The organism is Corynebacterium sp. KPL2825 (assembly GCF_037908445.1).
GTDB lineage: Bacteria > Actinomycetota > Actinomycetes > Mycobacteriales > Mycobacteriaceae > Corynebacterium > Corynebacterium kefirresidentii.
In genome coordinates, this window is record NZ_JBBMGI010000006.1 from 22,206 (window position 1) to 46,278 (window position 24,073).

Consider the following 24,073-nt stretch of genomic DNA (forward strand, 5'->3'; position numbering starts at 1 on the left):
GGCAGGGGGCCGGTAGCCGCCTCGGGCTTAGTCCTCGGAGCGCGAGTGGCGCCCATAAGCCGGGGTATCGGGGATATCGGTGATGTCCTGGGACGCGGGGAAAGCGCGCGTTTCGGGACCCACCGCGGGCATTTCTGCCGTTTCATCGCTGATAGTGCGCGCTGCCCGTGAATGACCACCACGGGTCGTAGACTCGGTGTTCACTGAATGCGCCGGATGGGCCGCGGTCGTGGTGGCAGCAGGTTGCGCGGCAGCGGGCTGCTGGGGGCTACCAGGGGTGGTCGTTTCCTTGGCCGGTTGGGTGCCAGGGATAAATCCCCACACCGCGTAGAAGGCGATATAGATAACGCCGGCGCCGGTAAAGGCCAACATGCCCCAGGGCTGCAGATCCCAGTGGTTGAGCGAGCGGCTAGCAGCAGACAACCACACGGCTGCGGAAATGAACGGCATGGTTACCGCACACATGGCCAGCACCGATACAAAGCCAGCAAGCTGTGCGCCGAGGAAACCGTGCAAGCGCCTGCCCAGCGCCTGGTTAACGGAAACCAGTACGACGACGGCCAAAGGCACCGTCCATACCCAGTGGTGATACCAGGAGAAGGGGGAGACCAAGCAGGAACTGATACCGGCGAGCGCAAGCGCGGCCGAGTTATTACGGTGCTTCATCGCGGTACGCAGCGCCAAGCAGGTCAGAATAAAGACCACGACCACGGCGGCAAGCCATACCCAGCCGCCGTCGATGCCCCATGCGCGGACCATCACGGAGCGGATGGACTGCGCACCTGGGTTAGTGTGCTCGCCCACGCGGGAGGATTTAAAGATGGCATCGGTCCAGAATTCGGCGGCATCCGGGATGGTTACAAAGCCAATGGCAACGGTTACCGCGAACGTCAAGATGGCGATAATCGCCTGCCACCAGCGTTTTTGGAAGAGCAGAACCAGTCCCATATAAGCGGGGGTAAGTTTCATACCCGCAGCCAAACCGATGCCGATGCCCGGCAGGGCCCGCTTGCGCGGGAGGAGGTCCAAGGCAACCAGCAACATCAAAAAGATGTTGATCTGGCCAAAGAATAGGGTGCCGTGCACCGGTTCATTTGCCGGGGTGCAGCACAAAAGCAAGATGCCCAATAACCACATTGCCGGGGAGAGCTTGAGCCCGCGCTCGCGCAGAACCAGCATGATGACCGTAAACAGGGCAAGGGCGGTGCCGCCTTGCCAAAGGAGGATCAAAGGGTCGTCGGCAAGCGAGGAAAGCCACGTGAAAAGAGTGCCGGAAAAGGGCGGATAGGTAAAAGGCAGGTCACCAATATAGGCGTTATCGTACAAGTTTGCGCCCTGCGCTACCTCACCACCGGCGAGCCAATAAATCTTCAGATCTAGCGGAACGCGCCACACAAAGGCGCTATTGCCATCGTAGATGCTGAAGCGATAGACAATGACGCCGATGAGGGCGGCGAGCAAAGTCACCACAGTGGGAAGCCCATAAAGCTTTTTCACGGTGAAAAGCGTCTCCTACTTGCGGCGCAGCGACTTCGCGGCGGGGCGGTCGTTGCGGGACATGGTTTCCTCGGTGCCGTATAGGCCCTCACGGCGTGCAATACGTGAGGTGCGCTGCGCGGTTACCGGGCTAGTGAACATGGCAAACAGTACCAGCAAAATGAGCATTCCTAAATCCCCCCGCTCGGCCACGCTGAAGGATTCCGCGCCCGTGAGGCGGATGATCGCGCCCAGGATGGTGAGGATAAGACCGGTGGTCTGCGGCTTGCTCACCGCGTGTACGCGCGACATTGTGTCTTTGAATCGAGCGATACCGATGGCTGCGGCCAAGGTGAGGAGGCTGCCGCTAATAATGAGGATGAGCGAGAGTACATCAGCGATAAAGGACCAGCTCATTGGTTATCCCTCTTCCTAAACCTTGTAACCGACACGGTAGAGATAAAACCCAAGAGCGCAATGACCAGCATGGCCGAGGCCACCGTGGTGTTGAGCGACCAGCACATGTAGGTAGCAAGCGCGCACTGGAACATCGCGGTAAAGCCATCCATACCCACCAAACGGTCCAGCGAATTAGGCCCGGTGATAATGCGCCAGACGGTAATGAGGAAGGAGACGACCAGCAGCGCGGCGGCCACCAGCAAAATCGCATTGTAGATCTGAGGATCCATTAGGGGTGGCTCCTTTCAAAGATTTCGATGAATGAGACCTCCATACGGGCCACGGCATTGATCTCGCGCTGGATTTGCTCCTCATCGTGGGCATCTAAGATGTGGACGGTGAGCATGCGGTTAGCAATATCAATATCGGTTACCGTGCCACCCGGTTGCAGGTTGTACAGCGTCACCGCCAAAGAGATGGCAAACTCATTATCCAAGCGCATGGGCAGCTCCAAGATGGCGGTCTTGGGCACCGGCTGCGGGCGCACGGCCAGCCATCCCACCTTGAGCGAGGCGTAGAACAACTCCCAGAACCAGCGGAGCATAAAAGCAATGAGCTTGCCCCAGGAGACGTCGATGCCGGTAATCGGCATGGCCGGCAGCGGTAGGGCAAAGACAATAACGACGCCGATGATAAGTCCCGCCACCAAGTTTCCCACGGTGACCTCGCCCATCAGCATGCACCACATGATGATGAGCCAGACGATGAACCACGGACGGAAGCGGTGGTGCAGGCCGGAAAAGCGCGAGTTAGTCATCGCTAATATCCTTCCTCTTGGCGGCGTCCGGGGACTTTACGGTGGTGGAATGCGCATCGCGTCCACCGGCTTCTGGATCGGTGCGGGAATCCAGGCCCGGCGAGGCCGGGGGCTCCGCCTCAGGAGAGTGGCTGCGCCTATTTTCATAGGAATCAGCGCCGCCGGTGTAGCGCTCCTTCTGGTTGAGGTGGCGGGTGGGATCATCCGCGCGGTCGCCCAGCACGGCGTACTGGTAGATGGACGTATCCTGCGCGGATTCGGCCGCGCGCGAGGTTACACCGGAAATCGGTCCGGCCAGGAAAGTAATGGACGTAGACGCGGCCACCAGCAGGGTCGTAGAGGCGATCATGCCAAAGGGCACCCTGCCCACATCCTGGCGGGAGGAAAATTCCACCTCATCGGTGATATCGGAAAGCGGGGCCGGGCGGGCGAGCGCCACGTTGCCTTCAGGGGCATCGGCGCGGTCGCGTTGAAAGCCCTTAGCCCACACCAGCATCATCACGTAGAGGGTAAGCAGGGAGGTAGCCACGGCTCCAACGATAAGTACCCAGGCCATCCAGGATCCTTCATTCGCACCGGCTTGCAGCAAAATGACCTTGCCCAGGAAACCGGAGAACGGCGGGATGCCGCCCAGGTTGATGGCGGGGATGAAATACAAGATTCCGATGAGCGGGGCGGAATACATCAGCGAGCCCAAACGGCGCAGCGAAGATGTTCCGGCTTGGCGCTCAACCAGTCCGACCACCAGAAATAGCGCAGTCTGGACCAGAATGTGGTGTACGGCGTAGAAGATGGCGCCAGAAAGCCCCTGCGCGGTACCCAAAGAGACGCCGAAGATCATATAACCAATGTGGCTGACCAGGGTAAAAGACAAAAGGCGCTTAATATCGGATTGCGCGATGGCGCCCAAAATACCCACCAGCATCGTGGCGAGGGCTACCCACATGAGCACGGTATCGAGCCCACCCGCAGTAAAGACAGAGGTGCGGGCGCGGATGATGGCGTAGACACCCACCTTGGTCAGCAGGCCGGCAAAGACGGCCGTAACCAGCGAAGGTGCCGTGGGATAGGAGTCCGGCAGCCAGGCATCCAGCGGGACCACGGCGGCCTTAATGCCAAAGGCGACGAGCAACGTGGCAAAGATAGCGGTGCGAGTTCCTTCCGGAATGTCCTGCATGCGCTGGCCAATCTGTGCCATGTTCATCGTGCCCACGGAGGAATACACATACCCCAACGCGAGCAAGAAGATCATGGATGAGGCCATCGACACCATCACGTAGCCCACGCCGGCGCGCACTCGACCAGCCGAGGCACCTAAGGTCAACAGCACATAGGACGCCACGAGGAAGACCTCGAAGCCCACGTAGAGGTTGAAGAGATCGCCCGCCAAAAAGGAGATATTAACGCCCATGGTCAGCAGCATGTAGGTGGGCAAGAAGACGGCCACCGGTTCGTCCTTGGTGCCGTCGCGAACGCCCTGAGAAATGGCGTACCAAATGACAGAAAACAGCACCACGGAGGACGTAAAGAGCATGACCGCAGAGAGGCGATCCGCCACGAGCGTGATACCCACCGGGGCGTCCCAGCCTCCTACCTGCAGGGTTTGGATGCCTTCAAAATCTGCGATGAGGATGAGTACGGCATTGACCACGGCGGTAATGAGCAGTGAGAAAAATACGATCTGGCGCTGCACATTGGGAATGCGGCAAAAGATCAAGGCGAGGGCCGCGGCCACTGCTGGGATGATAATGGGCAGCGGAATGAGGTAGCCGATGTAGGGAAAGAGGGCATCGACAAGCGGCTGTACGGTCTCACTCATCGCGGGCCCCCTTTACTGGTTCCTCGAAGGATGCAGGGCCGAAGTTATCGCCTTGCTTGGTGGCGCGGCCGGTAGCCGGATCATTGGACGCATCGTGGTCCGGGCTGGCGGCCGCATTGCCGGGGCGCGCGGCCTTGGCGGCAATAGCGGTATCTTCCGCGTCATCTTCAATGACATCATCCGTGCGGTAGCGGTACTGGCGGTAGGCCAGGGTAAGGATGAAGGCCGTCAGCGCCATGGAAATGACGATGGCAGTCAGAATCATTGCTTGTGCCAGCGGATCTGCAATCTCGGTGCCGAAAGGTTCCGAGTCGCGGCCATCGATAGGCGGAGAACCGGCCGAACCGCCGGACTGCAGCAGGAAGAGGTTTGCGCCATTGCCCAAAAGCAGCAGTCCAAGCAGCATTTTGGTCATGGCGCGGTCCAGGAGCAGGTAGACGCCCGCGGCTACGAGCACACCGGCGGCCAAGAGGAGGAAGAGGTTGGCTTCCATTTATTTCTCCTTCCCTGTGGTGGCGGTTGTGCTTGCTGTAGCGGCTTGTTTCTTTTCCTTGCGTTGGGCCCGTTGCGCTTTTTGCTTGGCGGTGCGTTGGCGCTGCTGCCGGGCCAGCGAGCGGGCGCGATCGCGGGCACGTTGCTTACGCATATCCTCTTCTTCATCCAGCTTGGCGCCCAAGGAATTTAGGATGTAGAGCGTGAGCCCCACGACGATGAGGTAGACACCTGCGTCAAAGACCAACGCTGAAGGTAGCGAAACCTTGCCGATGAGCGGAATCTCCGGTGAGGTGTATCCGCTGGTAAGCGGCGGGTGACCAAAGAACATCGGGGTCACCGTGGCTAGTGCGGACAGCAAGAGACCGGTGCCCATGGTGCGGCCGGCGTCAATAGGCAGGGTTTCTTCCAGCTCCGCGCGCCCACCAGCCAGGTAACGCAGGATGAGTGCTAGCGCTGCCACGAGGCCGCCGGCAAAGCCACCGCCAGGAGCATTGTGGCCGGAGAAGAAGAAATAGAAGGACAGTGCGACCATGGACGGGAAGAGCACGCGGGTGGAGACATCGATCATCAGCGAGCGGTTGAGTGCTTGCTCAGATTCCACCCCGGCGGCCAGCCACCGCCGGCCGGTAACCCGCAGGGTGGGGCGGCGGCTTTCACGGCCGAAAGATTGGGTGCGATAAATCAGCGAGACCACGCCCAGTGCGGCAATGATAATCACCGTGATTTCGCCAAAGGTATCCCAGGCGCGCAGGTCCACCAGCAAGACGTTGACAGTATTGGCACCGTGTCCAATCTCTTTGGCCAGATCCGGCATGAACTCGGAGATGGGCTTGGACTGACGCGCGTTAATAGCAAACATCGCTACTACGGTGACGGTAAGACCCGTGCCCACGGAAAGCCAGGCACGCAGGCGGCCCATCTTGGGGTCCTGCTTCCATTCGGTGGAGGCCGGCATGCGGCGCAGAACCAGCATGAAAAGAACCATCACGATGGTCTCGGTCAACAGCTGCGTCAGCGCCAAGTCCGGCGCACCGTGCAGAGCGAAGATGAAGGCGAGCGTATAGCCAGTCACCCCGACGATGATGACGGCTGATAAACGATTATCGGTGACCGTGGCAGCCACGGCGGCCACCATGATGATGAAGGCGGCGACGATCTGCCAAGGATTTTCCGCCACTATCATGCGGATATCAGTGAGATCGCCTTTGATGATCATAGCCAGTGGCAGCAGCATCAACGTGGCAAAGATAACCGTCAAGTTCAGCTGCAGGGAGCCGCGCTGCGTGGTTGCCGTCGTGCGCAGCGAGAGCTGGCGCAAAAGAGCGATGACCGAATCGTAGGCGTCATCCGCATTGCCCAGTGCGGGGTAGGAGAATTGCCACTTGACCAGGACCTGGCGTTGCCAGTGCATAATAATACCGGCCACAATAATGAGTGCGGAGAGGCCCAGCGCCACCGTCAAGCCATGCCACAGGGCTAGCTCGCTATGCTCCTCCGGGCCGAAGGTGGAATTGAGGTGTTGGTCAAAGGCTGCCGAAAGCGGCTTGGGGAATACACCAAGTACCACTGTCAGGACGGTAAGTAAGACAGGGGAGAGCCATAGCCCCAGGTTGACCGGATGCATCTTGGCGACGGCCTCTGCCAGCTCCGTTCCATTGACCTCCTTCTTGGTGGCAAAGGCACCCCACAAAAAGCGCAGCGTATAGGCCATCGTGAGGATAGAACCGAGGACATAGGCCACAAGCATCATATTGCGCGGCATGCCGGCCAAGAGCTCTTCGTGCATGGTGGCTTCCAGCACGGCCTCTTTAGCCACGAAGCCAAACAGTGGTGGGACGCCGGCCATGGAGAACCCGGAAATGATCGCAATACCGAAAAGGAAGGGCTCCTTGCGCCCCAAGCCGGATAGCTTGGTGATATCCCTCGTGCCCGAGCAGTGATCGATAGCTCCGACGACCATAAAAAGCGCCGCCTTAAATAGCGAGTGCGCAAAGGTCAGCGCGAGGCCGGCCTGCATGGCTTCCCGCGAGCCTACGGCCATGATGGAGGTGATAAAACCCAACTGGGAGACGGTGCCATAGGCCAAAATCAGCTTCAGGTCGCGCTGTTTGAGCGCCATCCAGCCACCGAGCAGCATGGTAAATACGCCTAAGGAGATAACCACCACGTGCCAGGTTGCCACCTCATACATCGAGGGCGCCAAGCGCCCGACGAGGTAGATGCCGGCCTTAACCATCGCGGCGGAGTGGAGATAAGCGGAGACCGGAGTCGGCGCCGCCATCGCGCCGGGGAGCCAAAAGTGTGCCGGTACGATTGCGGACTTTGTCAGCGCGCCCGCCAAGATGAGCACGATGGCCACCGTGACATAGGGTGTTTGCGCAAAGTTCTCATAGGCGGAGATATCACTAAAGGTCCACGCCCCAGTTTGCCGCCCGAGCAAGATAAAGCCCATGAGCATGGTTAGCCCGCCCAGCGCGGTGACCATCAGCGCCTGCTGGGCCGCGCGGCGGGAGGAGGCTCGTTCCGCATAGTAGCTAACCAAGAGATAAGACAGCAGGGAGGTAATCTCCCAGAACACGTACATCAGCAGGAAATTATCCGCGGCCACTAGACCAAACATGGCGGTGGCGAAGCCCACCATTTGCGCCGCGAACATGGCCAAGCGGCGTCGCGTGCCGTCGAAATAGCCCCAGCAGTAGATCAATACCAGCGCGCCCATGCCCAAGATGATGAGGCTAAACAGCGCGCCTAGTCCGTCTAAGCGGAGGTCAAAACTTAGGTTCGCGGAGGGCATCCATTCCACGGTATGCTCAACCGCGCCACCGTCTGCGAAGGTGCCGCGCAGAAAGTGCATGAGCGTCCACACAAAGCCTGCGCCGGGGACTAGGGCCAAAATTCCAAATGCCGGGCGACCCATTCGCATGATGAGCAGCGGTGCCACCACGGTGGCGGCGATGAGAGTACCTAGGAGTATTAGCACGTTGGTTACTGCGCTCCTTTTGGTTGTATCGCGTTCTCTTGCCCCGCTGCCGCGAACACCACGAGCATCACAACTACTGAGAGACGAGAACATTCACGAGCCGCACGCCGCTGAGTACGCCGCGGTGGCATAGTGCAAGCAACATGGCCGAGCGCGGGGCCAACTTTTTGCCACTTTACCGGCTTTTCTACGGCTTTGAAAGAACTATTTTTGGCGCTGTATTATATGCTGCTGTTTTGCGGCATAAAGAAACCCCGCTCCGTGGGGAGCGGGGTACGCCGCAGTGCCGCGGCAATAGCCAGGACCCAGGCTGGGCCAGGGGCGCAAGCCTTAGGAGTAGCGCTGCAGGAAGAGTGCCTCGGCTGCGGCAATATTTTCGATCTCGGTGGGATCCACCGACTCATTGGCGGAGTGAATGGTGCACTTGGGCTCCTCCACACCGTAGAGGGCGATCTCCGCGTTAGGATGCGCCTCTTGCAGCTCGGTGGTTAGCGGAATGGAACCGCCCATGCCCTGAGCGGCAGTCTCTGCGTTATAGGCCTCGGAAAGGCATTCGCCTAGCAGGGCAGCGGCTGGCTTTTCCGGATCGGTGGCAAAGCCGGCATTGGACTCGAGCACCTCGGCCTTGACGTGGGCGCCCCAAGGGGTGTGGCTGCGGAGGTGCGCACAGACGGCGTCGGCAATCGCGGCGGCATCGGCGCCAGCCGGAACGCGCAGGTTGAGCTGGGCGGAAGCGGTAGCGGGCACGGCGTTGACTGCTTCTGCAACCGGGGTAGAGGTAAAGCCGGTCACGGTAATGGCTGGGCGGGACCAGACCATATTCGCCACCGGGGTGGCGCCAGCCGGGTCATCTTCGCCCATGATCTTGGTGCCCTCCAGCAGCTGTGCATCGGCACGGAAGGCCTCGGCCGAGTATTCCTGGCCGGACCACTCGGCGGTGGTATCTACGCCATCGATAACGGTGCGGCCGTACTCATCGGATAGGGAGTCGATGGCGCGCATCAGGGCTTTGGCGGCGTCCGGGGCCGCGCCACCAAATTGGCCGGAGTGAACGCCGGCGGCCAGCGTATCGACCTGCACACCAATCTGCGCGCCGCCGCGTAGGGAAGTGGTCAAGGTCGGCTGGCCTACGGCGGAGTTGCCGGCATCGGCGATGAGGATGGCATCGGCCGCAAAAAGCTCCGGGCGGTCCTTGATGAGCTGGGAAAGGCCCTCGCCGCCGCGTTCCTCAGAACCCTCGATGAGGTACTTCAGGTTGACCTTGGTGCCGCCGTTATTGTCCACCGCGCGCAGGGCCGCTAGGTGCATGGCCACGTTGCCCTTGCAATCGGCGGCGCCGCGGCCGTACCAACGAGTAGAGCCATCGGCGGCCTGGCGCTCAGTAAGGGTAAAAGGATCAGAATCCCACGCTTCGCGGTTGCCCGCCGGTACTACGTCATAGTGGGAGTAAAGCAGGACGGTTTTGGCCCCCTCGTCGCCCTTGCGCTCGCCCAAGATGGCGGTGGAGCCATCGGCCGTGGTGATGGTTTCCACGCTCACTCCGGCTTCTTCGAGTGCGGACTTAACCCACTGGCTCGCGCCCTTGGTCTGGTCCTCCAAGCCTTCCTCATTGTGGACGGAGTTGAAGGCTACGAGCTCGCTGAGCTGGCGGAAAATGGTCTCGCGGTCGTTGCGGATGCTTTCATTAAGTGCAGTCATGTGTACTACCGTACCCGCCCTGCCCAAGCTATAGAGCAACCGGAATAGGAAAACGCTGGGGTGGTGAACTAAAATTTATTCATTCCACCCTGTGCGGATTTTGTCCGTTCGGACCCTATTCCGGCGAGGAATCGGGGCCAAACAGACAGGAACGGACGTGGCAGGCTGCGGTTTGTTACGCGGGGTGAAACGAGAAACTTTCATAGCCGAGAATAGAAAGGACCTGGCATGGCGAACGCATCATCCGCCGCAGGTTCCAAGGCCACCCTGCCCGAGCTGACTCTGCGCGGCATTATCATCGGCGGCCTGATTACCCTCATCTTCACCGCTGCCAACGTGTACCTAGGCCTGAAGGTGGGCTTGACCTTTGCTACCTCCATCCCCGCTGCCGTGATTTCCATGGCAGTCTTGCGCCATTTCAAAGGTCATAACATTAAAGAAAATAATATTGTCCAGACCATCGCCTCTGCTGCGGGCACCTTGTCCGCCATCATCTTCGTCCTCCCGGGCCTAGTGATGGTGGGGTACTGGCAGGGCTTCGGCTTCCTGCAGACGGCCGGTGTGTGCATCATCGGCGGCGTGCTGGGCGTGATGTATTCCATCCCGTTGCGCCGCGCTTTGGTAACAGGCTCCGATCTGCCCTACCCGGAGGGCGTGGCCGCGGCCGAGGTCCTCAAGGTGGGCGATGAAAATGCTTCCGGCGCCAGCCAGGAAGAAAATGCCAAGGGTCTGCGCATCATCGTCGCCGGCGGTATTACCTCGGCCGTCATGGCGCTGCTGACCGCAATGAAGGCGGCCGCCTCTGAGGTCACCGCCTATTTCAAACTCGGCGCCGGCGCGACCACCCTGGGCACGAGCCTTTCTACCGCCCTTATCGGCGTGGGCCACTTGGTGGGCCTGCCGGTGGGCATCGCCATGCTGGTTGGCGTAGTGATTTCCTATTTCATCTTGCTGCCCATTTTCACCACCGGTGATATTTCGGGCGCCACCGCTCTTGCCGACGTCGTCGATACCACCTTCTCCGATGATATCCGCTTCATCGGCGTGGGCACCATGGCCATTGCCGCTATCTGGACCCTGCTGAAGATTGCCGGGCCCATTGCGCTGGGTATCCGCCAGTCGCTAGCCTCCTCGCGCGCCCGTAAGTCCGGTTCCGCCGTGGATGTGACCGAGCGAGATATTCCCTTCCCCTATGTTGCCACCACCATCGTGGCGTTTATGGTGCCCATCGCGCTGCTGCTGTGGGACTTCGTGCAGGGTACCGATATCCATGACCATATGGCCGTGCTCATTACCGTCTCCGTGCTCTTTACGTTGCTGGTAGGCCTCATTATCGCCTCTGTGTGCGGCTACATGGCGGGCCTGATTGGTGCGTCTAACTCGCCGATTTCCTCCATCGGTATCATTGCCGTGCTTGCTGCCTCGCTGCTCATCGCCGCCGTTACCCGCGGCACCAGCGCTGATCCTTTGTCCTTGGTGGCGTATACGCTCTTTACCGCGGCCATTGTCTTTGGTATTGCCACCATTTCCAATGACAACCTGCAGGACCTGAAGACCGGCGCACTCGTTGGCGCTACCCCGTGGAAGCAGCAGGTAGCGCTCATTATCGGCGTGGTCTTCGGCTCCCTAGTCATCCCGCCGATTTTGCAGGTCATGCTCAACGGTTTCGGTTTCCAAGGCATGGAGGGTGCGGGCGAAGACGCCTTGGCCGCCCCACAGGCCGCCTTGATGTCTTCGGTTGCCTCCGGCATCTTCGATAGCTCGCTGGATTGGGACCTTATCTTTATCGGCATGGCCATCGGCGCTGTCCTCATTATTATTGACGAGCTCCTGCGCAAGTTCACCGATAAGTACTCATTGTCCCCGCTGGCAGCTGGCATGGGTATGTACCTGCCGGCCGCGCTGACCATCGTCATCCCCATCGGCGCCATCCTGGGCACTTTCTACGATAAGTGGGCCGCGAAGCAATCCCGCCCCGAGTTTGCCAAGCGCATGGGAACCCTCCTGGCTACCGGCTTGATCGTGGGTGAGTCCCTCTTTGGCGTGGTCAATGCCGGCATCATCGCCGCCGCTGGCGGCGAGAGCCCGCTGGAAATCTTTGAGGGTGGTGCCTCCGCCACCGTGGTAGGCGTGATCCTCTTCATTATCGCGCTAACGTTCATCTACCGCTGGACCAAGCGCACGGTGAAGAGCTCCTAGTTCCTGATCCATTCCTTATATAATGGCGTCCCTTCGCGGGGGCGCCATTTTTTCTTGCAGTCGCGATGGGAGAGTGCCAGAATAGTCGTTAGCACTCGCACAGTATGAGTGCCAGATAAATCTACATCGTTGTGGTTGAGGTTGGTTCACACTCACCAGCCATGCCGTCGCGGGCGTCCGCAGCGAGAAAGACGTGAGTGTCGTCCTCAATAAACCAAGGAGCACAAACACAATGGCAAAGATTATCGCTTTTGATGAAGAGGCCCGCCGCGGCCTTGAGCGCGGCCTGAACACGCTGGCCGACGCCGTCAAGGTCACCCTCGGCCCTAAGGGCCGCAACGTCGTCCTGGAAAAGTCCTGGGGCGCGCCGACCATTACCAACGATGGTGTTTCTATCGCTCGCGAAATCGAGCTCGAGGATGCTTATGAGAAGATCGGCGCCGAGCTGGTCAAGGAAGTAGCTAAGAAGACCGATGACGTCGCTGGCGACGGCACCACCACCGCAACCGTGCTGGCACAGGCTCTGGTACGCGAGGGTCTGCGCAACGTAGCCGCAGGTTCCAACCCTATGGGCATCAAGCGCGGCATCGAGACCGCAACCAAGAAGGTTGTGGACTCCCTGCTGTCTTCCGCCAAGGAAGTAGAAACCCAGGAGCAGATTGCTACCACCGCTGGCATCTCCGCTGCTGACCCGGCCATCGGCGAGAAGATCGCCGAGGCTATGTACACCGTGGGCAACGGCTCCGTAAACAAGGACTCCGTTATCACCGTGGAAGAGTCCAATACCTTCGGTGTTGACCTCGAGGTAACCGAGGGCATGCGCTTTGACAAGGGCTACATCTCCGGCTACTTCGCTACTGATATGGAGCGCCAGGAGGCAGTCCTGGAGGACCCATATATCCTGCTGGTCTCTTCCAAGATCTCCAATATCAAGGACCTCGTTCCGCTGTTGGAGAAGGTCATGCAGTCCGGCAAGCCGCTGCTGATCATCGCCGAGGACGTTGAGGGCGAGGCCCTGTCCACCCTCGTGGTGAACAAGATCCGCGGCACCTTCAAGTCCGTTGCCGTTAAGGCTCCTGGCTTCGGCGATCGCCGCAAGGCCACCCTGCAGGACATGGCCATCCTCACTGGCGGCCAGGTCATCTCCGAAGAGGTCGGCCTCTCCCTCGAGACCGCCGAGCTCGAGTACCTGGGCCAGGCACGCAAGGTCGTTGTCACCAAGGATGAGACCACCATCGTTCAGGGTGCTGGCTCCCAGGAGCAGATCGACGGCCGCATCAAGCAGATTCGCGCTGAGATCGAAAGCTCCGATTCCGATTACGACCGTGAGAAGCTCCAGGAGCGCCTGGCTAAGCTCTCCGGCGGCGTTGCCGTCCTTAAGGTCGGCGCCGCTACCGAGGTCGAGCTCAAGGAGCGCAAGCACCGCATCGAGGATGCAGTCCGCAACGCAAAGGCTGCCGTGGAAGAAGGCATCGTTGCCGGCGGTGGCGTAGCCCTGCTGCAGGCTGCTTCCGTCCTGGATTCCCTGGATGACCTCAAGGGCGATGAGGCTACCGGCGTCAAGATCGTCCGCGAGGCCCTGTCCGCACCGCTGAAGCAGATCGCACACAACGCTGGTCTGGAGCCGGGCGTTGTTGCTGACAAGGTTTCCTCCCTGCCAGCAGGCGAGGGCCTGAACGCTGCTACCGGTGAGTACGTCAACCTCATGGAGGCTGGCATCAATGACCCGGTCAAGGTCACCCGCTCCGCACTGCAGAACGCTGCTTCCATTGCAGCTCTGTTCCTGACCACCGAGGCCGTCGTTGCCGACAAGCCTGAGCCGGCCGGAGCCAACAACGGCATGCCGGACGCTGACGCCATGGGCGGCATGGGCTTCTAACGCCCTATACCCCATAGGCCGCCAATAACAACGGGCCTAGCATCAGCCTGAGCGCCCCGTTTCTGTGCTTTAGAGCGCATGAAACGGGGCGCTTCGGCGTGTCTGCACCATTTTCTTTAAGTGATGCGATATGTGAACGCTGCGTCTTTACGAGATGACTTTCCGAATGTGCTCGTCATAGTCGGTTTCAATTGGGGCTGGAGATCGGAGAGCTTTTGGGAAATTCACCGCGCTATATGGCTCGCGATTCTCCGCCACAGCTTTTAACATGCGAACCATGCACCCCAGTGACCCCGTATAGGGGTAGCTGAAGGGGCGGAATTTAAAAAGGTTTTTCGCTCTCGGAGAGTGGGTTTTGCGCCTACCTATCGTTCGTTACTCCGGAAGCGTTACAGTGTTAAGCCTGAGCTAACCTAGCTATTTAAAGCGTAATGTAAAAGCCCAGTTTAGTAGCCTTTCAGTTAAGGTAAAAAATTTTAATGCCTCCAAAAGCCATAAACTTATCCTTATCAAGTTGCCTGCGTGATGGGGCATCTATGCAAATTTGACTTGATTTCGTTCAAACTTGTGTCAAAATATCTTTTGTGACGCCCGCTGAGGGTGTCTGCAAACTGCAAACCCCTCCGCGGCAGTAGCTTCGGATCTATTTTAGGAGTTCAAACATGGATCTCTCCACCATTCAGATGCACTTGGATAACTTCGTAACTACCTGGGAAGGCTGGGGCAAGATTGTTCAGGGCATCCAGGACTGGAAAGGCGTCGCTGAAGGATTTGAGGCCCTGAAGGAAGCTTTCGAGACTTTCGGTAACGGCTTGGAAGAACTGAGCTCCAAGTAAGCAAGACCTTTCCATCAACCAACCTTCAATAAGGAGACACTAAAATGCAGGAACTTTCCTCCAACTTCGGCAGCTTCGTAGAATTGAGCAGCAATTTGTTCAACTCTATCCACGAGGTTCTTTCTCCGCTGCTGTCCATTGCTGAAGGCGCTTCCAAGCTGATCGGCATGTTCGTATAAGAACATCCTCCAGTTCTGAGCTTTAAAGCTCACTGAAGCAAGAAGGTCTACCGTCTCGGTAGGCCTTCTTTTCGTTTTGGTGGCTGTTTAGGGAAGGGATAACTTCTTAGGGAAGGGATAACTTCGAAAGTTTAACGCGCTTGCTGTCTATATTCGGGTTACACTTAATGCATGGCTGATATTAAAGACGACGATCTTCCCGAGATTGACCTGGCAAAAACAGACGGCTACGTCGTCGACGGAACCGATGAGGATGACCCTTCGCTGATCATGCCGGATGGTTCCCCGGTTCAGACTTGGCGTGAAAATTACCCCTACGATGAACGCATGACTCGCGATGAGTACGAGTCCGTTAAGCGTGCGCTGCAGATTGAATTGCTGAAGTGGCAGAACTGGACCAAGGAAACTGGTCAGCGTCATATTATTATCTTTGAGGGGCGCGACGCAGCCGGTAAAGGCGGCACTATCAAGCGCTTTAACGAACACCTGAACCCGCGCGGTGCCCGCACAGTGGCATTGGAAAAGCCGTCGCCGCGTGAGTCCACCTCGTGGTACTTCCAGCGTTACATCGAGCATTTCCCGGCCGGTGGTGAAATCGTCTTCTTTGACCGCTCTTGGTATAACCGTTCCGGGGTGGAGCGGGTTATGGGCTTTTGTACCGAAAGTCAGCACGCGGAATTCCTTCGCGAGGTTCCGATGCTGGAGAATATGATTCTGGGCTCGGGTATCTCCCTGACCAAGCTGTGGTTCTCGGTTACTCGTAAGGAGCAGCGCACTCGCTTCGCTATTCGCCAGATTGACCCAGTGCGCCAGTGGAAATTGTCCCCGATGGACTTGGCCTCGCTGGATAAGTGGGACGACTACACCCGTGCTAAGGAAGAGCAGTTCCGTTATACGGATACGGAAGAGTCGCCGTGGATTACCATTAAGTCCAACGACAAGAAGCGTGCCCGCATTAACGCTATGCGCTATGTACTGTCCAAGTTCGAGTATACGAACAAGGATCACGAGCTGGTGGGCGAGGTTGATGAGAATATTGTTAAGCGTGGTCGCGACCAGATTGGTGACTAAGCTTTAGCTGGATTAGCCATCACGACGGCGGGAAACTCGGAAACTTCGAGTTTCCCGCTTTTTGTATTAAGGGGGTAACGGGGGTGGATTTGGGCAATAGTTTTGGCAAAATTTGTTCTTCCTAAAAGTCCGTTTCCGTGCGGTTATTTTACGGAACCGTAGGTTACATAATTGGAAGTTATTTGTGCTTTATATCGTCGCGTATTTAGCATCACTGTTATCTCAATCTCATCCAGGAAAGCACTATGAGATACAACACTAAAGAGGAGACGGTGATGATGAAGAAGCATATAACCGCTTGCTTGACGGCGGCTGCTGTCATGGCGGCACCAGTGGCGGTATCTGGAACGTTTACAGTTGGCGCAGCTGCTCAAGAGGCACCGGCCCCAACGGCAGACCAGAAGCCAGATGTATTGGGACGCCCGACCGTCTCTGACAAGCAGGTTTCTGACGAGGATGGCTACTTCGATAGCCAGCGCGGTCAGGGTGTAAAGATCTACTACCGGAAGCAGAAGGTGGCAAGCCCACGCGGTGCGGTGGTTTTGGCGCACGGTGTATCTGAGCACTCGGGGCGTTACGATTACGTCGCCAAGCGCTTGCTCGATGCAGGCTACAACGTCTACCGCGTAGATCACCGCGGCCACGGCAAATCCGCCGGCGGCAGCGTACCGATGGGGCATATCGATAATTTCCAGTACATCCTCGATGATTTCGACCGTGTCGTGGACATGGCGAAGGAAGAAAATCAGGGAGTAAAGACCTTCCTGCTGGGCCACTCGATGGGCTCGCTGACCGTGGAGGCCTATGGCATTCGTGAGCCGGGCAAGGTCGATGGCATCATCACTAACGGTGGCGGCGCGCCGCTGAACCTTTCGGGCAAGAATGTTGCGGGAAAGAACATCACGCCGGATGATATTTCTGAGACCCAGAAGAAGCTGGATCCCACCATCTTTGAACGCTTGCCGCTAGCCCAACTCACCAGCTTTAATGCGAACTATGCGCAGAACCTGATTCCGCACCGCACCGAAATCGGCGCACAATCGCCGGAGTGGAGCAAGGACATTCAGCTGTCTAATCCATTTACGGATGGTATCTCCACTAACCAAGCGGTGAAGGACGAGTATGCCTCTAGCCCGCTCATTGCGCAGAAGACCAGTGCCGGCACGGCCTTGCAGCTGGCGGCAATTGCGAATTACGACGCCGTCAATGCGGACCTCTTCACCGCACCGACGCTCATCATGCACGGCACCAAAGACGGAATCGTTCCGCCGTACTTCTCCCAGGATTGGTATAACTCCATCTCCTCCAAGGACGTGGAGTACGTGACCTGGGAGGGGCAGAAGCACGAGGTCTTTAATGAGCCGGCTGCCGATCAGGCTCTCGATACCGTCGTGGACTGGCTCGACCGCCACGCCTAAATTCACGCGGACCTCAAAGTGAGGACTCTTGGCAGGCATGTAGTGCTTGCCAAGAGTTTACGTATATGTAACCGCGTCGTTGCCCAGGACGGATAGAAATTGAATTATGAAAAATAAACTCTGTGCTTTCTCATCTATCCTGGCGCTTACCGCAATAGTAGGCGCGCCCGGAGCTGCGGCCCAGTCCTCGCTTCCGGGTTCGTCCCATGGTTCTTCATTGGGGTCGTCATTCGGCTCTTCGCTGAGTTCTTCACCGAGCTCCTCCCACGGTTCCTCCACAGGAGACGATGTGCAGCAGGAGGACGCCACTGAGTCTCGGGTGCTGTGGCTGGAAAGCTTCGACGGGGTGGATACCCCGGCATGGTTTACTCACCGCGCGCCGGAGGGGTGGAAGACCGACGTGCACGGCGTGGACTCGGGCGAGGCCCGCTGGAAGGGCTGGACTTTTGGCGATATGCGCCATTGGACCTGGGCATCTGGTACCGATATGCGCCACTATTTCACCCAGGCGCATGACACCTTCGCCATCATCGACAACAAGCAGCAGCGCTTGGCCGAAGGCGATTCCATGACCGCGGGTCTAAAGAGCCCGGCCATCCCGGTGGCGGGGCAGGAGCGGGTGAATGTGGAATTCGACCACCATTACCGCCAGGGCAAGGACGGGCAAAATGCCACGGTGACTGTCTCCTTCGATGGCGGGGAAGCCCAGGAAATCGCCGTCTTTGATAAGGATGTCTTCTCCAAGCACGAGTCCATTGGCGTGGACGTGCCAGCCGGCGCGAAGAATATGCAGGTTAGCTTCAGCTACAACAACGGCAATGATGACTGGTGGTGGGCGGTGGATAACGTGGGCGTCGTCAAGCCGCTCGGTGAGCTTCAGGGCTCGCCGCAGGCTACCGTGGACGTGCTTTCCGACGTCCAGGGCGACCCCCAAGACTACAAAGACGCGGTCCGCCAGTTGAACGGTATGGAGGACAAGGCCGGGGCGCTGGTGCTCAACGGCGACCTCGTGGACGATGGCTCGCAGCAGCAGTGGGATGATTTCTTGGCCGCGCACAGCGAGGTGCCGCACGATTCGGGCAAGGAATTGTGGACCATCGGCAACCACGAAATGTATGGCAAGGAAGGCTCTAAGACTTACCTGGATCGCTTTCTCAAATACTCCGGCCAGGATAAACCGTGGAAGGAAGAAGTGGTGGATGGGGTGCCGCTCATTTCGGTAAATACCGAGTTTTATTCCGATATTCTGCGCCACGGCAAGGAGCCGTTCCAGCGCATCAGCAAGGAGCAGCTCGATTGGCTAGATGAGCGCCTGGCTTATTGGGATGCTAAGGGCACTCCGGCGTTGGTCTTTAGCCATCCGCTGCTGCCGCAGACGGTATCGATGTCTCATTCGGCGTGGTACCAGAATGACTTTGAGGACCTCGAGGCGCTATCCAACGTGGTCAATAAGTACAACAACATCGTGTGGTTTAGCAGCCACAGCCACTCTTCGCTGCGTCAGAATAACTGGTGGGGAACCCGCCGCTATGACGGCACTGGTGAGGCTGGCCGTACCGGCTTCCCCGTGGTCAACACCGGCGCCATTCTCAATGAGTACCTACCGGATGGCGATAACGACGAAAAAATTGTTAAGGAAAAGGAAGAGGCCTCCACCGGACTGCGGGTCAAGGTGTTTGCTGACCGTGTCCGGGTGGAGGCCTGGGACTTCAAGTCCGGCGAGATGATTAAATACCAGGACTTCGCGCGGTAGGGCGCAGATTATGGCCGGCGACCTATCGCTCCCACGGCTCGATGGGGTTGCCCTGCCATACGGCGTTGGTGGGCACGCGGTCACCGCGCATAACCAGCGAGCCGGGACCCACGGTGGATGCAGTGCCGATGAGCGAGGCAGGCAGCGCCACCGAGTGGGCGGCCAGGGTGGAGCCGTCCTGGATGGTGACGGTATCTAGGCTCATCACGCGGTCCTGGAAAAGGTGGGTTTGCACCACCGTGCCAGGGCCCACGGTGGCGGCCTCACCGACGCGGATGAGGTCCGTTTCCGGGAACCAGTAGGAATCGATCCACGCACCGCGGCCGATTTCCACGCCGAGGGCGCGCAGCCCCAGGTTGATCTCGCCGGAGCCGTAGGTGTGCTGGAAGAACCACGGCGCGGCGACGACCTCCACGAAGGTATCCTGCAGCTCATTGAGCCAGACAAAAGCGGACCACAGCGGGTGGTCAGCCGCGCGGTGCTTGCCCACGCAGATCCACTTCACCGCGACGGTGACGGCCATGGCCACCGCACCCATGCCCATGAGCACGAGGCCGGAGAGGAGCCAGGTCAGGGGGAAGCCGAGGGCGTCGAGAAGCAAGTCGTAGACGCTAAGGGTTGCCGCGAGCAACATGGCAGAAAACATCGGTGCCAAAAGGCGCATGGTTTCCACCACGCCGCGGGCGGCCTTGACGGCAAAGCCCGGGTTATAGGTCAGCGCCTCACCCGAGTTGGCGGGGGAGTCCACCTCTACGGTCACGCGGCGCATGCGCTCTGGCGGCGCACCCCACCAGTTAGCGCCGGCCTTCGTCTTCTTCGGGGTAGAAGAAAGAACGGCAACCAGCGAGTTCTTGGATAGTTTGCGGCCGGGTGCGGTGATGCCGGAGTTGCCCACGAAGGAGCGCTTACCCACCTTGGTCTCGCCGGTGCGCATCCAGCCGCCGCCGAGCTCGTAGCCGCCGATCATGGTGTCATCGGCCAGGAAGGCGCCCTCTTTGACCTCGGTGAGCTTGGGGATCATCACCGCGGTGGAAATTTCCACGTTAGTGCCGATCTGCGCGCCGAGCGCGCGCAGCCACGTCGGGGTGAGCTGCGAGGCATAGAGCGGGAAAAGCTTGGTGCGCGCCTCGTCCATGAGGCGTTCGATGGCCCACAGGCGCCAGCCCTTGACCGAACGCACAGGCGTTACGCCCGGGCTAATGCCGAGGGAGAGAATGCGCACGCCCAACCAAGTCTGCAGCATATAGGTGGCAAAGGCCGCCAGCGCACCTACAGGTGCGAAGAAGATCGCGCCGATAAAGCCATCGCCGCCGGTGGACTGCACGAGGGTGAGAACAAGGGCCGCGCCAACCGCCAGCGCCACGACCGGCTGGATGGCCAGCAGGACGGAGGTGGCGTCATAGATGGCCACCCACCACGGCCGACGCTTTGGCGTATGGGACGGGAAGCGGTGCTTGGAGCGGCCCACCTTTTGGGCAGGGGAGCCGGACCAGCGCTGGCCGTCCTTGATCTTCTTTCGGCCAGTGACGGTGGAACCGGCCTCCACGTGGGCGTACTTGCCCACCACGGTGCCAGGCAGCAGCGTGGAGCGCGCGCCCACGCGGGCGCCTTCCTTCACGTCGATGGCGCCCACGTGCAAGATATCGCCGTCTAGCCAGTAGCCGGAAAGATCCACCTCGGGCTCGATGGCGGCGTGCTTGCCCAGGGTGAGCAGGCCGGTAACTGGCGGCAGGGAGTGCAGGTCCACGCCGCGCTTGACCTTGACTCCGAGCGCACGGGCGTAGTTATTCACGCGCGTGGCACCGGCCAGGGAGCTCGCGCCAGCGGCATTAGCCCAGCGCTCAGCCGCCCAGATGCGTAGGTGCGTAGAACCGCCGCGCGGGTAGTCTCCAGGCTTAATGCCGGCCGTAATGAGCCGCGCACCGTAGCCGCCGAGGGGGATGCGCCCCACCGGGGTGACAAAGACAATGAGCATGGCGATGACCAGCCACCACGGGAAAGCAGTGGCCCACTCGAAGCCCAGTGATGCCGCCACGGTGGAGCCCAACATAAGCCAAGCCAGCCAGCTGGATGCGGCCAGGGTCATGACCGGAATCTGAATCAAGGTCTGGGCGAGGCGGGTGCCGAAGCCGACCTTGGTGACCTCGCGCATGGGGACGTCAGCAGCAGCGGGGCGCGGTTCGGCTCCCGCAATGAGCTCGGCCAGCGAGCCCAAGCGTGGGTGGTCGTAGAGGTCGCGCACGGCCACGGTGGGGTAGCGCTCCCTGATATGACCCACGAGGGTCGCGGCCGCGAGCGAGGTGCCGCCGAGAGAGAAGAAATCGGCGTTCTCGTCCTCCACGGATACGCCGAGCGTTTCTACCCACAGCTCCGCGAGCCACTTCTCGGTCTCGGTCAGCGTGGTCGATTCCACGCCCACTCCAGGCAGCGGCCACGGCAGGGCCTTCTTATCCACCTTGCCGGAGGTACGCACCGGCAGCTCTTCCATCACGCAGATGCGCGGGACGAGCGCGGCCGGCATGGTATCGGCCAGGCGAGCGTGCGCGGCCTCGTGATCGAAGCCCTTGGCCTCATCCTCGAGGGAGACATAGCCCACCAGAACGGACTCGCCGCCGGGAGTCTTTTGCACGGCCACGGCCGAGTTGTAGACGTTATCTAGCGCCGCAACATTAGCTTCGACCTCGCCGAGCTCGATGCGGCGCCCGCCAATCTTTACTTGGTCATCCACGCGGCCGACGAAGTACAGCCCGTCTTCTTCCAGGCGAACGTGGTCACCGGTGCGATAGGCGCGCTGCCAGCCCATGGACTCCAGCGGTGCGTATTTTTCCGCGTCCTTGGCCGGATCCAGATAGGACGCCAGTCCCACGCCGCCGATTACCAGCTCGCCGACGCCGCCCATTTCCACGGGCATGCCCTGCTTATCGACGACCACCAGGTCCCAACCGTTAAGCGGCAATCCAATGGACACCGGCCGGCCCGGCAGCATCTGCTGCGCACAGGCGACGACGGTGGCCTCGGTGGGGCCGTAGGTATTCCACATCTCGCGGTCCTCGGTGGCCAAACGGTCCACCAATTCTTGCGAGCAGGCCTCGCCGCCGACGATGAGTAGGCGGATATTGTCGAGAGCCTCGGCCGGCCAGAGGCCCGCCAGGGTGGGCACGGTGGACACGACGGTGATGTCGCGGCGGATGAGCCATGGGCCCAAATCCATGCCGGAACGCACCAGAGACCGCGGTGCTGGGACCAGGCAGCCGCCGTGGCCCCAGGCCAGCCACATCTCCTCGCAGGAGGCATCGAAGGCGACGGACAAGCCGGCGAGCACGCGATCCTCAGGACCTAAGGGCCCGTGCGGGTGGTTGACCAAAAAGAGGCTCGCTTCCGCGTCCACGAAGGCGGCCGCGGAACGATGGCTGACGGCCACGCCTTTAGGCTTGCCGGTCGAACCTGAGGTGAAGATGATCCACGCGGTGTCCTCTGGGCGCGGAGCATTCGTCTCCTCGGCAGGGGCGTCCGGGCGCGCGGAGTCCCGCAGGAAGCGGAATCCGTCGTCCGTGAAAACGCCATCGATATCGGCTTCGCCGAAAACCATCTCGGCGCGCTCGTCAGGGTCATCGGCGTCGACAGGCACATAGGCTGCGCCTGCCGCCAAGGTCGCCAAAATGGCGAGGTAGAGCTCGCGTTTGCCGGAGGTCATCCTAATGCCGATGCGATCGCCGCGGCGCACGCCATTGGCGTGCAGCTCGGCAGCCCATGCCTCGACCTCGTGGATGAGCTCGGAATAGGTGATGATTTCGCCGTCATCAAGCGCGGCGGCATCGGGGTTCATTTCCGCGGTGGTGGTAATGATGTCCCACAGCGTGCGCGGCCGCGGTGCCGCGCTTCCTAGAAGGTACTGCTGTGGGACGAGCGATTCGGGACCCGCCATTTATGCCTCTTCTTCGTCCGCGGCAATGATGGACTTAGCCAACTTTCGCAGATGCTTGAGCTGCTTATTGGTGGACTCATCCAATGCCTCGTCCTCGGCGGTAGCGACCAGCACCGCCAGGTCCTTGTGGGCCTTTGTGCCCTTTTTGGTGGAAGCGACGATCTGGCGGCGGCGATCCTTTGGGTCGCGTTCGCGCTTTGCCCAGCCGCGGTCCTCGAGGGCGTCGATAAGACGCACCATGTCAGAGGCGTCAATGGCCAGGGTTTCGGACAGATAAGACTGCGACGCGGCATCCGCGTCGACCAGACAGGTAAGGACCCAGTACTCGCGCAGCGTTGTCTGCTTGGTCTGCAAAGCAGCCTCTACGCCATCGCGGGTGCGGCGGCGGAGGCGCTCCAATTGGAACGACGGGGACTCGAGCAGGGTCGTTGGGATTACAGAATTATTCGTGGAAGCCATACCATCATCATAATCCCAAAAGATTGGTTAAGGCCAATTAATCCGTTTCGATGGGAAGCCCAGAAGCCTTCCACTTATCCGTGCCGCCATCCACATTGATGGTGTCCCAGCCCAGCGCATGTTCTAGATACTGGCAGACCTGCATGCTGCGACCGCCTGCGTGGCAGATTACGTAGATATCCTTATCTGGGTCGATTTCCTGGATGCGACCCGTAATCTCGCTCATCGGGATGTGGGTCGCGCCCTTCGCGCGCTCCACTGCCCACTCATCATTCTCGCGGACATCAATGAGCTGAGCGCCTTCTGGTACTTCGGTTGGTTGAACGTTTTTCATGCCTCATACCCTAGTCACGCATAGGTCCTTATGCTGCTCCGCGTGCCGCGTCCGAGAAGAGCCGTGAGGAACTAGGGACGGCGACAACATGCGAGCTCGGCCCGTTGCGTCAATTGTCTGTTCCAGCAGCTTTAGCTCTTGTCTCGCCAGATTTGTAGCCCAAACAGTTATCTGCTTCGGCGTTTAACCCCTTGTAGTCGAGGCTTAGAGTATGCCTTGGTCCAAATCCTTGGCATCCGCGGCGGATGTGCGCAGGGCATGAATTTCCAGCGGCAACTGAGATGAATTCAGGCGAACCCGTCTTGGTTGTGATTAGAGTGGCGTACAGCCCACGGT

General features: G+C 59.6%; 18 protein-coding genes. 7 read left to right on the top strand and 11 right to left on the bottom strand.

The window, feature by feature from the left end:
* Nucleotides 1-27: 27 nt before the first annotated feature.
* The 8 genes from WMQ00_RS05995 to WMQ00_RS06030 all read right to left on the bottom strand — a co-directional run bounded on the left by WMQ00_RS05995 (nt 28) and on the right by WMQ00_RS06030 (nt 9,684).
* Complete coding sequence (locus tag WMQ00_RS05995) at nt 28-1,497, bottom strand: glycosyltransferase 87 family protein (RefSeq protein ID WP_200288611.1); 1,470 nt, start codon at nt 1,495-1,497, stop codon at nt 28-30.
* Nucleotides 1,498-1,512: 15 nt separating this feature from the next.
* Nucleotides 1,513-1,893 (bottom strand): monovalent cation/H(+) antiporter subunit G, encoded by a 381-nt coding sequence (locus WMQ00_RS06000; protein WP_023019963.1) that lies wholly within the window; start codon nt 1,891-1,893, stop codon nt 1,513-1,515.
* Nucleotides 1,890-2,165 carry a monovalent cation/H+ antiporter complex subunit F gene (locus WMQ00_RS06005; protein ID WP_023019962.1) on the bottom strand — a complete coding sequence of 92 codons (276 nt, stop codon included), beginning with the start codon at nt 2,163-2,165 and terminating at the stop codon, nt 1,890-1,892. Before WMQ00_RS06005 ends, WMQ00_RS06000 begins: the two co-directional genes overlap by 4 nt.
* Nucleotides 2,165-2,692, bottom strand: a complete 528-nt coding sequence (locus WMQ00_RS06010) for a Na+/H+ antiporter subunit E (RefSeq protein ID WP_023019961.1) — start codon at nt 2,690-2,692, stop codon at nt 2,165-2,167. The genes WMQ00_RS06005 and WMQ00_RS06010 overlap by 1 nt, the downstream gene beginning before the upstream one ends.
* Nucleotides 2,685-4,511 (bottom strand): Na+/H+ antiporter subunit D, encoded by a 1,827-nt coding sequence (locus WMQ00_RS06015; protein WP_023019960.1) that lies wholly within the window; start codon nt 4,509-4,511, stop codon nt 2,685-2,687. The genes WMQ00_RS06010 and WMQ00_RS06015 overlap by 8 nt, the downstream gene beginning before the upstream one ends.
* Nucleotides 4,504-5,004 carry a Na(+)/H(+) antiporter subunit C gene (locus WMQ00_RS06020; RefSeq protein WP_200288613.1) on the bottom strand — a complete coding sequence of 167 codons (501 nt, stop codon included), beginning with the start codon at nt 5,002-5,004 and terminating at the stop codon, nt 4,504-4,506. The genes WMQ00_RS06015 and WMQ00_RS06020 overlap by 8 nt, the downstream gene beginning before the upstream one ends.
* Entirely contained in the window at nt 5,005-7,986 is a 2,982-nt protein-coding gene (locus WMQ00_RS06025; protein WP_200288614.1) for a Na+/H+ antiporter subunit A, read from the bottom strand.
* Between the two features lie 330 nt (nt 7,987-8,316).
* The gene (locus WMQ00_RS06030; RefSeq protein ID WP_239208098.1) at nt 8,317-9,684 is read right to left on the bottom strand and encodes a M20/M25/M40 family metallo-hydrolase; all 1,368 of its coding nucleotides are present in this window, start codon (nt 9,682-9,684) and stop codon (nt 8,317-8,319) included.
* A 228-nt stretch (nt 9,685-9,912) separates the two neighbouring features.
* Here WMQ00_RS06030 and WMQ00_RS06035 point away from each other — a divergent pair, with 228 nt between their 5' ends.
* The 7 genes from WMQ00_RS06035 (at nt 9,913) to WMQ00_RS06065 (ending at nt 19,019) form a co-directional block, all read left to right on the top strand.
* A complete protein-coding gene (locus tag WMQ00_RS06035) occupies nt 9,913-11,883 on the top strand; it encodes an OPT family oligopeptide transporter (protein ID WP_239208097.1) in 1,971 nt (656 codons plus the stop codon).
* 232 nt (nt 11,884-12,115) lie between these two features.
* Nucleotides 12,116-13,762, top strand: a complete 1,647-nt coding sequence (gene groL / locus WMQ00_RS06040; protein ID WP_023019954.1) for a chaperonin GroEL — start codon at nt 12,116-12,118, stop codon at nt 13,760-13,762.
* Between the two features lie 662 nt (nt 13,763-14,424).
* Nucleotides 14,425-14,598 (top strand): hypothetical protein, encoded by a 174-nt coding sequence (locus WMQ00_RS06045; protein WP_023019953.1) that lies wholly within the window; start codon nt 14,425-14,427, stop codon nt 14,596-14,598.
* Nucleotides 14,599-14,642: 44 nt separating this feature from the next.
* Nucleotides 14,643-14,777, top strand: a complete 135-nt coding sequence (locus WMQ00_RS06050; RefSeq protein WP_023019952.1) for a hypothetical protein — start codon at nt 14,643-14,645, stop codon at nt 14,775-14,777.
* A 171-nt stretch (nt 14,778-14,948) separates the two neighbouring features.
* Nucleotides 14,949-15,848: a polyphosphate kinase 2 gene (ppk2, locus tag WMQ00_RS06055; RefSeq protein ID WP_023019951.1), complete on the top strand. Its 900-nt coding sequence runs from the start codon at nt 14,949-14,951 to the stop codon at nt 15,846-15,848.
* Between the two features lie 245 nt (nt 15,849-16,093).
* Nucleotides 16,094-17,266, top strand: a complete 1,173-nt coding sequence (locus WMQ00_RS06060; protein WP_023019950.1) for an alpha/beta hydrolase — start codon at nt 16,094-16,096, stop codon at nt 17,264-17,266.
* Nucleotides 17,267-17,372: 106 nt separating this feature from the next.
* Entirely contained in the window at nt 17,373-19,019 is a 1,647-nt protein-coding gene (locus WMQ00_RS06065; protein WP_248100080.1) for a metallophosphoesterase family protein, read from the top strand.
* Nucleotides 19,020-19,041: 22 nt separating this feature from the next.
* Here the strand turns inward: WMQ00_RS06065 and WMQ00_RS06070 are convergent, their stop codons facing one another.
* From WMQ00_RS06070 to WMQ00_RS06080, 3 genes are read right to left on the bottom strand one after another with little or no spacing between them, the layout of a single operon-like run.
* Entirely contained in the window at nt 19,042-22,944 is a 3,903-nt protein-coding gene (locus WMQ00_RS06070) for a Pls/PosA family non-ribosomal peptide synthetase (protein ID WP_248100083.1), read from the bottom strand.
* On the bottom strand, nt 22,945-23,403 hold the full coding sequence (locus tag WMQ00_RS06075) for a MarR family winged helix-turn-helix transcriptional regulator (RefSeq protein WP_023019947.1): 459 nt from the start codon (nt 23,401-23,403) through the stop codon (nt 22,945-22,947).
* A gap of 37 nt (nt 23,404-23,440) precedes the next feature.
* Entirely contained in the window at nt 23,441-23,737 is a 297-nt protein-coding gene (locus tag WMQ00_RS06080) for a rhodanese-like domain-containing protein (protein WP_023019946.1), read from the bottom strand.
* Nucleotides 23,738-24,073: the final 336 nt, after the last annotated feature.